Source organism: Peptoniphilus sp. BV3C26 (assembly GCF_000478985.1).
Classification (GTDB): domain Bacteria; phylum Bacillota; class Clostridia; order Tissierellales; family Peptoniphilaceae; genus Peptoniphilus_B; species Peptoniphilus_B koenoeneniae.
In genome coordinates this window covers 1-13859 of sequence record NZ_AWXB01000066.1, presented here as the reverse complement: position 1 = coordinate 13859, position 13859 = coordinate 1, and the positions used below count along the sequence as shown (strand labels likewise).

The 13859-nt window shown below is 32.9% G+C and carries 16 protein-coding genes and 2 pseudogenes; all 18 read left to right on the top strand.

Annotation, left to right across the window (positions count from 1 at the left end):
- Positions 1-904 (top strand): annotated as a pseudogene (locus HMPREF1253_RS08850) (VirD4-like conjugal transfer protein, CD1115 family); the annotation flags it as partial.
- A 96-nt stretch (positions 905-1000) separates the two neighbouring features.
- Complete coding sequence (locus HMPREF1253_RS08845) at positions 1001-2815, top strand: recombinase family protein (RefSeq protein WP_023056445.1); 1815 nt, start codon at positions 1001-1003, stop codon at positions 2813-2815.
- A 70-nt stretch (positions 2816-2885) separates the two neighbouring features.
- Positions 2886-3503 (top strand): TetR/AcrR family transcriptional regulator, encoded by a 618-nt coding sequence (locus HMPREF1253_RS08840; protein WP_023056437.1) that lies wholly within the window; start codon positions 2886-2888, stop codon positions 3501-3503.
- 111 nt (positions 3504-3614) lie between these two features.
- Positions 3615-4343: an ABC transporter ATP-binding protein gene (locus HMPREF1253_RS08835; RefSeq protein WP_023056447.1), complete on the top strand. Its 729-nt coding sequence runs from the start codon at positions 3615-3617 to the stop codon at positions 4341-4343.
- Positions 4318-5874, top strand: coding sequence for a hypothetical protein (locus HMPREF1253_RS08830; RefSeq protein ID WP_023056435.1), 1557 nt, complete (start codon positions 4318-4320; stop codon positions 5872-5874). The genes HMPREF1253_RS08835 and HMPREF1253_RS08830 overlap by 26 nt, the downstream gene beginning before the upstream one ends.
- Before the next feature lie 95 nt (positions 5875-5969).
- Positions 5970-6227 (top strand): metalloregulator ArsR/SmtB family transcription factor, encoded by a 258-nt coding sequence (locus HMPREF1253_RS08825; protein ID WP_023056444.1) that lies wholly within the window; start codon positions 5970-5972, stop codon positions 6225-6227.
- A gap of 40 nt (positions 6228-6267) precedes the next feature.
- A complete protein-coding gene (locus HMPREF1253_RS08820) occupies positions 6268-6486 on the top strand; it encodes a DUF1648 domain-containing protein (protein WP_036739994.1) in 219 nt (72 codons plus the stop codon).
- Positions 6483-6836 (top strand): GntR family transcriptional regulator, encoded by a 354-nt coding sequence (locus HMPREF1253_RS08815; RefSeq protein WP_023056441.1) that lies wholly within the window; start codon positions 6483-6485, stop codon positions 6834-6836. The genes HMPREF1253_RS08820 and HMPREF1253_RS08815 overlap by 4 nt, the downstream gene beginning before the upstream one ends.
- A 292-nt stretch (positions 6837-7128) precedes the next feature.
- Positions 7129-7551, top strand: coding sequence for a sigma factor-like helix-turn-helix DNA-binding protein (locus HMPREF1253_RS08810; protein WP_023056436.1), 423 nt, complete (start codon positions 7129-7131; stop codon positions 7549-7551).
- An 87-nt stretch (positions 7552-7638) separates the two neighbouring features.
- The gene (locus HMPREF1253_RS08805; RefSeq protein ID WP_023056438.1) at positions 7639-8013 is read left to right on the top strand and encodes a hypothetical protein; all 375 of its coding nucleotides are present in this window, start codon (positions 7639-7641) and stop codon (positions 8011-8013) included.
- A 314-nt stretch (positions 8014-8327) separates the two neighbouring features.
- Positions 8328-9968, top strand: coding sequence for a MobQ family relaxase (gene mobQ / locus HMPREF1253_RS08800; RefSeq protein WP_023056443.1), 1641 nt, complete (start codon positions 8328-8330; stop codon positions 9966-9968).
- A 104-nt stretch (positions 9969-10072) separates the two neighbouring features.
- Positions 10073-10792 carry a hypothetical protein gene (locus HMPREF1253_RS08795; RefSeq protein ID WP_036739991.1) on the top strand — a complete coding sequence of 240 codons (720 nt, stop codon included), beginning with the start codon at positions 10073-10075 and terminating at the stop codon, positions 10790-10792.
- A gap of 174 nt (positions 10793-10966) precedes the next feature.
- On the top strand, positions 10967-12082 hold the full coding sequence (locus HMPREF1253_RS08790; RefSeq protein ID WP_023056442.1) for a YhcG family protein: 1116 nt from the start codon (positions 10967-10969) through the stop codon (positions 12080-12082).
- Positions 12083-12170: 88 nt separating this feature from the next.
- Entirely contained in the window at positions 12171-12347 is a 177-nt protein-coding gene (locus tag HMPREF1253_RS08785; protein WP_023056434.1) for a transposon-encoded TnpW family protein, read from the top strand.
- Between the two features lie 21 nt (positions 12348-12368).
- A pseudogene (locus HMPREF1253_RS08780) lies at positions 12369-13181 on the top strand (VirD4-like conjugal transfer protein, CD1115 family); the annotation flags it as partial.
- Between the two features lie 53 nt (positions 13182-13234).
- Positions 13235-13366 (top strand): hypothetical protein, encoded by a 132-nt coding sequence (locus HMPREF1253_RS10640; RefSeq protein ID WP_023056440.1) that lies wholly within the window; start codon positions 13235-13237, stop codon positions 13364-13366.
- Entirely contained in the window at positions 13347-13658 is a 312-nt protein-coding gene (locus tag HMPREF1253_RS08775; RefSeq protein WP_000807041.1) for a single-stranded DNA-binding protein, read from the top strand. The genes HMPREF1253_RS10640 and HMPREF1253_RS08775 overlap by 20 nt, the downstream gene beginning before the upstream one ends.
- Positions 13659-13661: 3 nt before the next feature.
- A partial coding sequence (locus HMPREF1253_RS08770; RefSeq protein WP_023056212.1) for a Maff2 family mobile element protein occupies positions 13662-13859 on the top strand: 198 nt, incomplete at its 3' end.

The window sequence follows — 13859 nt, the reverse complement described above, 5'->3', positions numbered from 1 at the left end:
TCTTGCATTTTTCTATGTCGGAAATATCTTCTCTCACCATATACGAGCCTATACTGGTGGCGATGTAATAGACAAAATCTTTCAAGGGATATTAGAGCTTAACACCATGAGCTTTATTCCAAGTATTCATCCTACGGATATTTTAATTGGTGCAGGAGTAGCCGCCTTAATCAAATTCATTGTCTACAGCAAAGGCAAAAATGCAAAAAAGTTCAGACAGGGAAAAGAGTATGGTTCAGCAAGATGGGGAACGAGAAAAGATATAGAACCGTATATGGATGAAAAGTTCCAGAACAATATCTTGCTTACACAAACAGAACGATTAACTATGAATGGTAGACCTAAAAATCCTAAATATGCTCGTAACAAGAATGTACTTGTTATAGGAGGTAGTGGTTCTGGGAAAACTCGATTTTATGTAAAACCGAACTTAATGCAAATGCACTCGTCATATTGCGTGACCGATCCTAAAGGAACAATAGTTCTTGAGTGTGGAAAGATGCTTGAAGATAATGGATATGAGATTAAAATTCTAAATACCATAAATTTCAAAAAGTCTATGAAGTACAATCCATTCGCATATATCCGTTCTGAGAAAGATATTTTAAAACTCGTTCAGACAATCATCGCAAACACGAAGGGCGAGGGAGAAAAAGCGGGTGAGGACTTTTGGGTGAAAGCTGAAAAACTCTACTATACGGCACTTATCGGCTACATCTGGTATGAGGCTCCAAGAGAAGAAAAGAACTTTGCAACACTACTTGACATGATAGACGCTTCAGAGGTAAGAGAAGATGATGAAACCTACATGAATCCGATTGATAGACTCTTTGAAGCATTGGAAAAGAAAGAACCGACACACTTTGCGGTGAAGCAATATAAAAAGTACAAATTGGCTGCGGGAGTAATAGAATTAAGGAGAACACTTAATCACTGTTTTAGTGAAATATGTACTTCTTAATTCTTTTTTATTTAAGAAATTAAGAGAAAGGGGGTAATCATGAGGACTTTTGAAAAGATAACAGCACTCTATGAGAGATTAAGTCGAGATGATGAACTTGAAGGAGAAAGTAACTCAATCGTTAATCAAAAGAAAATCCTTGAAGAATATGCAAGTAAGAATAATTTAACCAACATCATCCATTTTACAGATGACGGAATAAGCGGGACACAGTTTGATAGACCAGGCTTTATGGAAATGATGAATGGAGTAAATACTGGAAATATCGGTTGTATCATCGTAAAGGATATGAGTAGACTCGGCAGAGATTATCTCAAAGTCGGTCAATGTATGGAGATATTAAGACAAAAGGGCGTAAGACTGATTGCTATCAATGACAATGTAGACAGCTTTTACAGAGAAGATGATTTTACCCCTTTTAGAAATATTATGAATGAATGGTATGCAAGAGATACTTCAAGAAAAATACAATCTACATTTAGATCAAAAGGAGAAAGCGGAAAGCATACGGCAAGCACTCCACCTTATGGCTACATCAAAGATGAAAAAAACAAAGATAAGTGGGTTGTAGATGAAAAAGCAGCCGAGATAGTAAGACGAATATTTAATCTTACAATGGACGGAGCAGGACCATACAAAATAGCAAAGATACTGGAAGCGGACAAGATAGATATACCCGCTTATCATCAGCAAAAAATGGGATATGGATTACATCAAAGCAAAAACTTTGAATATCCTTATCGTTGGTGTAGTTCCACAATTGCCAGTATCTTAAAGAAAAAAGAATACTTAGGGCATACAGTTAATTTTAAAACAAGAAAGCATTTTAAGGATAAGAAAAGTAAATATGTATCCGAAGATAAATGGCTTATCTTTGAAAATACTCACGAAGCAATCATAGACCAAGAAACCTTTGATAATGTACAAAGGATAAGAGGAAATGTAAAAAGGTATCCTGATGGTTGGGGCGAATATCACCCACTAACAGGACTGATGTATTGTGCAGATTGTGGAAGCAAGATGTATGTTCATAGGACAAATAACTATAAGAATATTCCTTATTATGTTTGCAGTAATTATAAGAAAGTGCCTTGCGGAACTCTATGTCCATCAGCTCACAGGATAAAAGCAGAAGTAGTCTTAAACCTTATCCAAGAAACATTAAAAGATATAAAAAATTATCTTGATGAAGATAATGAAGCATTTATTCATTCCATTCAAAATGAAATGGAAGAAAAGGAAAAGGCACATATAGAAAAGAAAAAGATAAGATTAACAGAAAGCCAAAACAGGCTTCAAGAGCTGGAACGATTGATGTGCAGAATTTATGAAGATATGATTTTAAATAAGATACCGAATAATCGCTATGAAATTTTAAATAACCAATATGAAACTGAGCAACTCACGTTAAGTAAAGAGATTAAAGACTTAGAGCTTGTAATATCAAGATATGAAATGGAAACAGATAAGGCAAGAAAATTCATATCCCTTATTAGTCGTTATGAAAACTTTGATAATCTCACAAACACAATGATAAATGAGTTTGTAAAGAAGATAATCATTCATGAAAGAGATAGGAAAGGCAGTCAAACATCAAAGCAAAAGATAGAAATATATTTTAACTTCATAGGAAATTATGAAGTGCCAAAAGAAGAGTTAAGCGAAGAAGAACGATCAAAACTTGAGGAAGAAGAACGAAAAATTAAAGAGAGAAGAGACAGACTTCATCAAAATTATCTAAAGCGTAAAGCAAATGGAAAACAACAGGAGTATGAGGAAAGGTATAAGGAAAGGAGAGAACAGAAAAAACAGGAGAAGCTAAAGAGTTTAAGAAAAGACTATGAAAAAGCATAAAATAACAAGATTAAAATCGATTGACAATTTGTCAGTTTAGATGTATTATATAAATAATAGGAGGTATAAAATGAGAGATGTAAAAGAACCTGAAATACGACGTGCAGAGATTATGGATGCTGCAATGATACTCTTTATGAAGAAAGGATATACTAATACAACAACTCAGGATATAGTTGATAAAGTAAATATATCAAGAGGGTTGTTATATTACCATTTTAAGAATAAAGAGGATATCTTATATTGTCTTGTAGAACAATATTCAGATAGACTACTGAAAGATATTTATATTATTGCTTATGATGAAGATAAAACTGCCATAGAAAAAATCAGATCTTTTATAGATGTCACAATTATATCTTCGGAAAATATTTCAGCAGAGGGTACAGTGCTACAAAAAACAATTGACCTTAAAGAAAATCAATATATGATAGATAAGTTATCCCATAAGCTTGTTGAAAAACTGACAATATATTTTGAAAAGATTATAAATCAAGGAATAATGGAAAGAGTTTTTTCTGTAAAATATCCATTAGAAACAGCAGAGTTGCTTATGACAGCTTATGTTTTTGTTTCAAATAACATAAGTATAAGATATTTAAAGGAAGAACCTGTTGATAACTACTTAAATGCATTTAAGATAATGCTTGAACAAAGCTTAAATATGAAAAAGCTCTTTAGTAATTAAAAAAAGAATAGATTGTTTGCAAGGAGAATAATTTGCCGATAGCTACTGATACACAAGTTATCGGTTTTATTTCAAAGAATAACTGACAAAATGTCAATGGAGGCGGAAATTATGTTAGAGATAAAGAATCTTAGTAAATTCTATGGAAACAAAAAGGCTGTTGAAAACTTATCCATTTCAGTACAGTCTGGAGATATTTATGGATTCATTGGTGCAAATGGAGCCGGAAAAACTACAACGATAAAAGCGGTAGTTGGGATTCATGATTTTGAGAATGGAAGTATAACGATTGATGGGCATTCCATTAAAGAAGAGCCTGTTATTTGTAAAAAAATGATGGCATACATTCCGGATAATCCAGATTTATATGAACATCTGACAGGATTTCAGTACATCAATTTTATTGCTGATTTATTTGAAGTTTCTACTGAGATACGCAGAGAAAGAATTCAGAGATACGGCGATTTATTTGAAATGACGAAACATTTTTCGGGGATGATATCTTCGTATTCACATGGCATGAAGCAAAGAACGGCGATTATTTCTGCATTGGTGCATTCTCCAAAGTTACTAATTTTAGATGAACCTTTTGTTGGACTTGATCCGAAAGCAACTTTTCTACTAAAGAAAATAATGCACGAATGCGTATCAGATGGAGGAGCTATTTTCTTTTCAACACATGTATTGGATGTTGCAGAAAAATTATGTAACAAAATTGCAATTATAAAAAATGGAAAGTTAATAGCGAGCGGAAATACAGAAGAAGTCAAAGGGAATAAATCTTTGGAGACTTTTTTCATGGAGGTGCAGGATAATGAGCAAAATTTGGATACTAATTAAAGCACAATTAATGAATTTCTTTCCGATCAACGAAATGAGAGAGCCGGGAAATAAAAAACAAAGTTCAATTGTTATTGCAAGTTTTGGAATAATAACTCTTGCCATATTTTTCTTTTTTTATAACATCATAACAGCTAAAACATTGGTACAAGTGGGACAGCAGGAATTGATACCGGCATATATGGTGTCGGTATCAAGCTTTGCAATATTATTTTTGACAATATTTTATTCGAATGGGATTTTATTTGGCAGTCGTGATATGGAAAATCTTTTGTCGTTGCCTGTAAAAAGTTCGGATATTATAAGCAGCAAGTTTATGTTTATGTATTTATTGAATTTTTTAATAGGATTGATGTTTATGCTTCCGGGAGGAATTGTTTGGGTGTTAAACGGAAGTTTAAATGTATTACAGATTATATTGTATTTTACTTCCATAATTTTTGTTCCGTTGATACCTATGTGTATAGCAGCATGTATGGGAATCGTTATTGTTGTTGCTTCATCTTTCTTTAAGAGAAAAAATGTTATTGCTTTAATTTTTTCATTTGTAATGATAGGGATAATTGGATATATTGCAGTGTCAGCTATGAAATCAGGTAATGAAAATAGTATTGGGATTATGCTTTCTAAGCAAATTACCGGATTGTACCCACTATCTAAGCTATTTATGGAATACTATAATTTTCCAATGTACATTGGAGTAGGATTATTTATTGTTCTCTCAATAGTATTTTTTTATATATTTGCCAAAATGGTTTCATTGAAGTATGGATTGCTTAATACTCTTGCTAAAACAACATCAAGATATTCTGATAACAAAAAATCTTATAATAGAAAATCGATATTTCTTGCCTTGTATAAAAAAGAAATGGGACGCTTTTTAAGCTCGTACATGGCGGTCTTGAATGCAGGTCTTGGTGTAATACTTTTATGTATTTTTAGTATATTTCTTCTTTTTAATTCTTTACAACAAATAGGGGAATATTCGGGAATCGAAAATATTAATGAATATCTTTCGAATTTTGCTCCAATGTGTATTGCTTCAATGTTTTTACTTAGTTGTCCGGCAGCGTTTTCCATATCTTTAGAAGGTAAAAATGTTTGGATTTTGCAAAGTTCTCCTATTCGGGTAAAAACGATTTTGAATTCTAAGATTGCAGTAAATCTTACGCTTCATTTAATTGGATATATTATTTCTGTGTTTATATTTTTGGTAAAGCTTGATATGGATATTATTCAAACTATCAGCTTAATAATTGTTCCTATTTGTTATTCCGTTTTTATAACAGTGATTGGAATTTCTTTGAATAAAAAATTTCCCAACTTTGAATGGGAGAGTGAGATGATGATAGTAAAACAGAGTATGTCTGTTATTGTATCTGCAATTATTGGAATGGCTGCATTAGTTATACCAATTCTTTTTCATTGGTTTTTGCATTTTTCTATAGTACCTACATTATTGGGAGTAGCACTTATTTTGCTCGTTATTGCGGGTGGCGTTTATATAAAAACTTGTAGATTAAATTTTTAGTTTAAGGAGGAGATGTTCTATGAAAAAAATTATTAAAAGATATAATGGTGTTTATTTCAATATTAAGTTTATTTGCAATATTTCAGGAATAAAAGATGATAGATTTAGTTAGAATATTTGATTCCCTATCAAATCCCATTAGAATGGATATTTTATTAATTATTTCTAATAAAAATTTAACTGCTGGAGAAATAGCAAGTCATTTTAAATTAGAAAAAGCAACTATATCTTATCATCTATCTTTATTAAAAAAGAGTAAATTAATTACCGACAGTAGATATAAAAATTATATCTATTATTCAATTAATAGGGATACATTTGTAGAAGTTATAAGGTGGTTAGATAAATTTTAGGAAAATAGAAAGCTATTGACAAATAGAAAGGAGATTTGCCATGAAAAAAAGATTTTTGAAAGATGTATTAGTGCTGATAGGAATGATGTTTGTAATATTTATTATTTGCATATTTCTCCCAGAGAAAATTCCTATTCATTTCAATGCAAAAGGAATCCCCGATATGTTTGCTAATAAATATTATCTTCTGTTTACTACGGTTATTCCGTATTCTGCTTATTGGAAATTCGTACGAGGAAGAAAAAATAAAAATAAATGAATGTATATCTATATTTGCAAATTGCTTCAGCGTTAAGAGTGTCTATTTTAAGAGGCGATTATGTTCCGGGACAACAGATGCCACCTATAAGGGCTTTAGTACAGAGGGAGGGATGTAATCCTGCAACAGTTCAAAAAGCTTTAAAAGTTCTTGAGAAACAGGGACTGATTGTTAGTCGTGGAAGTAAAGGATATTTTGTTATTGAAAGTGATCAGAAAATAATTGAGTTAAGAAATCAGGATTCGAATACACTAACAAAAATGTTGTTGGAAAAACTATATGAGTTAGGATTTTCGGATACTGAGATAATCAAGATGTTTGAAGAATATGTTGCAACTAAAAATAAATGATTAACATGGAAAAACTAATCTAAGAAGGGAGAAAGATTTGATTTATATAAGTTTTATGGAGGGATAAATAATGGGAACATCAAATTCTGTTATTAGCATAAGATATATTTATCCTTTTTTATGTTTGTAATTGCTTACACATAGCAATATCATTTTATCAAAACCAACAAAGTAGAAAATCATATAAAGTATTAGTTTTTAACCTAAGAGGACATTTTACACCAAAGTGTAGAAGTCCTCCTTTTTTATTCTCAAAAAGCAAAATCAGAGAACAGAAAAGGAGGAAAACTGGGTGGATAAAGATAAAAGAGAATATTTTATTTATGTCAAAGGAAAAGCGGTTAAAATAAGTGAAGAAGTATATAAAGCCTATTGGAAGATAACCGAGCATGAAAAATACCTTATCAAGAAAGATTGGAAAAACAATGTAATACCGTTTTCAGCACTGGATTATGACGGACACTTTGTAGACAATATCATAGATGAAAGAGTAGACTTAGAAAAAATTGTAGAGGTCAAAATGCAGATTGAAGAATTAAACAAGGCATTAGCTACACTCACAAAAAAAGAAAGAGAGCTGATAGAAGCCATTTTCTACAAAGAAGAAAGTCTAAGGTCGATTGGTAAAAAAGAAAAAGTAAGCTATCAAGCAATCGGAAAAAGGAGGGACAAGATTTTAGAAAAACTAAGAAAACTTTTAGAAGATAAATTCTAAAGAGATGGGAAAGGTTAAGTATCTAAAAAAAGGTGCTTAGCCTTTCTTTATTTGGAACGCAACAATATTGAAATGGAGGAATGAAAAATGAAAGAGTTAGAAAATGTAATGAGCCAGTTGGAAAAAGAAACTAAGAAAAAAGAACAGGCGGAAAACAAAATCAAGCAACTAAGACAAAAGAAATCACAGCTGAAAAGAAAGGCGGACACGAAACGAAAAGTAGAAAAAGGAGGCGTGTTTGAGAAATTTGAAAAACAGATAACCGGAGTAGAAGAAAATACAGATAATGATTTAATCTATGCCTTTTTAGATTATGTACTTTCCGATAATCGAAATAGAGAAAAGCTAAAAGAACTTACAGAAATTCATTTAAAAGAAAAAGAAATCTCCTTAGAAGAAAATTCAAATCTTGGAGAAGAAAACGCAAATGATGATTTTGACGAACTGACAGAGGAAGAATAAGAAAAACAGAAAATGTATTAGAAACTGAGATGGAGCAAAGTGAGAAACATTTTAACACTTTGCTTTTTTGTGGATTTGAAAAATCTACAAAAAGCAAAGTTCACAGGGGTCTAAGGGGGAGTAGCCCCCTTGACAAATAAAAATGCTTTAGCGTTTTTGTTTCCTTAGCGGAGCTAATAGCTTTCCGCAGGAACGCAAAGCACCGAATGTAGTCGGTGTATCTTTGCGCCCTTTGACAAAGGGAGCGAAGATACGACCTGAACATTAGGATAGTAAAATCTCAAAATTGAAAACAGATAAAGGAGAAAAAGACAATGGAAATCAAAAGTTTGCATACTCATGTAGATATCGTTTCAAGGTCAAAGGGGCATAGCGTGATTGCAAAAGCTGCATATAATGCAAGAGATAAGTTACAAGATGAATACTATGGAAAAACACATGACTATTCTAAAAAAACTGACCTTGTATTTTCAAAAATATTTCTACCGGAACATATCCCGAAAGAGTTTTCAAACAGAGAATACCTATGGAATGAAGTTGAGAAAATCGAAAAAAGTAAAAACTCACAACTTGCAAGAAATCTACTCTTTGAATTGCCAAGAGAATTAAATGAACAGGACAGAATAAAGTTAATCAGCGAATTTATAGAAGAAAACTTTACCTCTAAAGGTATGATAGCGGACTGTAATATTCATAATCCACCGGCAAGCGATAATGAAGAACAACCACACGCCCATATCTTACTTACTCTAAGAGAAATGGATAGTGAGGGAAAATGGAAACCGAAATGCAGAAAAGAATATATCCTTGATGAAAATGGAGAAAAGATAAAATTAAAAAGCGGAAACTATAAATCAAGAAAAGTAAATTTGAATGATTGGAACGAACCTGACAAAGCAAAAGAGTGGAGAGAAAACTTTTCAAAGAAAGCAAACGAATACTTGGCAAGGAACAACATAGATAAAAGGATAGATCCACGCACCTTTGAAGAACAAGGTAGAGAAGAACTCCCGCAAATTCATTTAGGCACAAGCAGTTATCAGATGGAGAAAAAAGGCATACAGACAGAGAGAGGAAACCAAAACAGAAAAATCATCGCCTTGAATTTAGAATTTAGAAAATTAAAAGAGGAGCTATCCAAACTTACATCTTGGATAGGCTCGTTACTTGGAAGTCTGCAAGTAAAATATGATGAATACAAACAGGAGAAAAAAGAAGAATATGAGAACAAGGCGGAACTCTTTAATCTCTATGAGTACATCAGTATTTATTATGACTTACAGGGAGAAAAAGCAAGAAAGTTAAATCCCTATGCAAGCAACAAAAAGATAGGTGCAGACCTAAGGCGATTTTCCAAAGCAAGAATATATCTGAAAGACAACAATCTTAAAACCATAGCCGACCTACAAGAAAAGATAAGCACATTACAATCCCAAAATAAGAAGATTAGTCAAGACATTAAGGCGAAAACCACAAGAATAGAAAACTTAAATAAATGCTTCACCTATGCGGATATCATCAAAGATAACAAACAAGTCTTTGAGGAATGGAACAGTAAATCTCTATTCAAAGATAGCTTCTATAATTCCCATAAAGACGAGATTTACAAGTACAAAAGAGCAAGGGCAATTCTTGAAAAGATAACAGGCTTATCGGCTATCAAGATAAAGGACTGGAAAAAAGAAATCCAAAGCCTTGAAGATGAAATATCGAAACTCAACAGACAATCACAATCAATCAAAGAAGAGTACGAAAGTATCAACCATATCAAGTATGCCGTCAAGATAGTCAATGAGGATTATGGAATAGATTTATCCATTGAGATTGACAAGGCAATCAAGAGAGGAGAAAAACAAAGTGTCATTGCACAGATTAAGAAATATCAAGAGCAGCAAGAAGCCTACGAAAAACGAAAGGAAAAGACAAAGAACTATTACAGGAATGAGGAAAGATGAAGTCCCGAAATGGGATAACATCTAAGGGAAGGGGTGAACAAATCGTTCACTCCTATAAGTTGACGCACTGTTTCAGTGCATAAGAGGAACGAAAGGAGAGAAAAATGGCAGATAAGCGAATGTTTTCACTCAAGATAGTAGATAGCGACCTATTTTTAGAAATGCCCCTCAGTAGCCAATGCCTGTACTTTCACTTGTCAATGAGGGCAGATGATGATGGTTTTGTAAATAATCCTAAGAAAATCATCAAAATTATCGGAGCTAATGAAGATGATCTGAAAATACTTATAGCAAAAGGCTTTGTGATAGTCTTTGATCAGGGAATTATCGTCATTACTCATTGGAAGATAAATAACTTTATTAGAAAAGACAGATATAAGCCAACAATGTATATAGAGCAGAAACAACAGCTTTATCAGACGGAAAATGGAGCATATATTTCAGAAGAAAAAGTTGGTTGTCATCTGGTTAACCAAAGGTTGTCAAGTGGTCAACCCAGTATAGATAAGGGTAGATTAGATAAGGTTAGTATAGATAAGGGGAGAGAAGAAAGCACCCCGCCCCCCGATTCAAAAACCTATGGAGAATATCAAAACATTATCCTTACGGACGAACAATATAAGGCATTACAAGAAAAGCTACAAGGTCATACCGATACGATGATTGAAAAACTGTCAAGGTATATCAAGAGTACCGGAAAGACATATCAAGACCACTATGTAACTATCCTTAATTGGTATGAGCAAGACAAGGATAAACTATCACAGAAAAAGAACGGCAAGATTCCAACTTTTGAAGATTATGACAAGGGGGAACATTTATAGCTATCATACAAGGCGGTGTAAAGGCATTTTTAGAGCGTTAAAACTAAAAGAGGTATCAAAGCATGTCTATGGATAAAATCAGTCTTAAAACTCAACTTGAAGGAAATTAGCAGATGAAAAATATTGATAAATTTGGTATAATTAAATATTATTATGAGTGAGGAGGTATAACCTTTGGATAATAAAGAGCTGTCTATCACAAGTGATAGTGAGTATAAAAAGCTATTGTCAGAGTTAAAAGAGAAAGTAAGAAGTAGCCAACTTAAAGCTGCAATAAAGGTAAATTATGAGTTGTTAGATTTATATTGGACTTTGGGAGAATACATTGTAAAAAATCAAGAACAACATTCATGGGGAGATGCCTTTATAAAATCGTTAGCTAAAGATTTACAAAAAGAATTTCCTGATATGAAAGGTTTTTCTGAAACAAATATTAAGTATATCAGAAGATGGTATTCATTTTATATAAAAGGGCTACAAGGTGTAGCCGAAATAGAAAATAACGACAGCAATTCAAAAGGACTACAGCCTGTAGCCCAATTTGATGAAAGAGTTATCAACCATATTAAACAGATACCTTGGGGACATAATCAAAGGATAATAAATAAGTGCAAGACCATTGATGAAGCCATATATTATGTTGATAAAACTATTGAGAACGGATGGAGTAGGAATGTACTTGTACATCAAATTGAAAGTGGATTATATGGCAGGGAAGGAAAATCTATAACAAACTTTGAAAAAAGGTTACCCGCTCTGCAATCAGATCTTGCAAGACAGACATTAAAAGATCCATATAATTTTGATTTTCTTACCATTTGTGAAGGATATGATGAAAGGGAACTTCAAAAAGAACTGGTTGACAAGATTTCTGATTTTTTACTTGAACTTGGCGAGGGATTTGCCTACATAGGCAAAGAATATCACATAAATATAAATGGGGATGATTTTTATATTGATTTACTGTTTTACAATTTGAAACTCCATTCTTACATTGTTATAGAACTGAAAGCGGAGAAGTTTAAGCCGGAACATTTAGGACAGCTTAATTTCTATGTAACAGCAGTGAATAGAGAGCTAAAAACTGATAGAGATAATGCTACGATTGGACTTCTTATTTGCAAAGATAAAAACGATGTCGTTTGTGAATACTCATTAGAACAAATATCGCAACCTATAGGTATAAGCAAATATGAGATTACTAAATTACTTGAAGCAGAATATAAGAGCAGTTTGCCGAGTATTGAAGAAATAGAGAAAAAGATCAAAGAAATAGATACGAATAATTAAAAACATCAAAGAAATGAATAAATATTGGCTAATGACGATTGGGAAAAATCACTAATCGTCATTTTTTATTGCAAAGAAAGGAGAAAATATGCAAGAAAAAAGAAATGAACAAACTACAGGAACAAAGACGATAAAGAAGATTGGGAAAGTAACCTATGAGGTTGTTGTTCACTTTAATGAAAATGCTACTGAAACTATGCAGGATAAACTAAAAAGGATCATGCTGATGGAATTGCGGAGAAAATCGGACGAAAAAAAAAGATGATTTTGATTAGAAAGTCCTTGACAAGTTGTTACAGGAAAAACTGCCAAGTCTATTCTAATATCTTGTGGAGCAAGACTTGCCCCTTTTGACATAAGAGAGCTCAGAGAACTAATGAGTGAAGATGAACTTGAGCTTGATACACTGGGAGATAGAAAGACAGCACTCTTTGTTATCATCTCCGATACAGATGATACTTTTAACTTTGTGGTATCTATTATGTATTCTCAGCTATTTAATTTGTTATGTGATAAGGCAGATGATGTGTATGGAGGAAGATTACCTGTTCATGTAAGATGTCTACTTGACGAGTTTGCAAACATCGGCTTAATTCCAAAGTTTGAAAAACTGATAGCGACAATCCGTTCCAGAGAAATATCAGCAAGTATAATTCTTCAAGCACAATCTCAGCTAAAGGCAATCTATAAAGATAATGCTGACACAATTGTGGGCAACTGTGATAGTACCTTGTTTCTTGGTGGTAAGGAAAAGACCACATTAAAGGAACTTTCCGAAACACTGGGAAAAGAAACGATAGATTTATATAACACATCGGAAACAAGGAGCAATCAAAAGAGTTTTGGACTTAATTATCAAAAGACAGGTAAGGAGCTTATGAGCCAAGATGAAATTACAGTCATGGACGGTGGTAAATGTATTTTTCAGCTTCGTGGTGTCAGACCTTTTCTATCGGATAAATTCGATATTACAAAGCATAATAACTATAAGCTGCTTGAGGACTATGACAAGAAAAATTTATTTGACATAGAAAGCTATATTAAGCGAAAAGGAAAAGCAAAGCTGAATAGAGAAACAGTTATTACAAGAGTGCAGTAAGTCTAAAGAACATAGATTTGCTGCTTTTTTATTACTCAAAGTCAGGAGGTAAGATGATAAGAATACGAAGTCCCACTAAGAAAAAAGTAAATAGGATGACCATCAGCGATTGGAAAAGAAAAAGCTCCAATCGCTTTTTTATTGAAAGAAAAGGAGAAATTTTTAATGAAGCAAGAAATGATTAACATCAATGCCAATTTATTGGCAGAGCCCACTTTTTCAAGTTTTGACAAAGAGGGAGAAACTGTTGAGGTTGCAAACTTCACGCTTGTAAAAAAGTACGGGAAAGGCAAGGAGTATATCAACTGTGCAGCCTATGGAGAAAAATCGGAGAAAGCAAAGGACTTTGAAAAAGGCGATTTGATTCATATCTTTGGTTACTTTAAGAAGCGTGAAAAAGAGGGAAAGACTTACAAAAACTTTGTAGTGAAGTCATATAACAAGATTGAAAAGAAAGAAGAAAGCGAGGAGGAATAAATTATGGAATTTTTTACACAGGCAGTTAATGTATTAAAGATTTTGGTAATGGCAGTAGGTGCAGGACTTGGAGCATGGGGTGTTATCAACCTGATGGAAGGATATGGCAATGACAATCCGGGTGCAAAATCTCAAGGTATTAAGCAGCTGATGGCAGGAGGCGGTATTGTCCTAATCGGACTTAAGCTGATTCCACTTCTT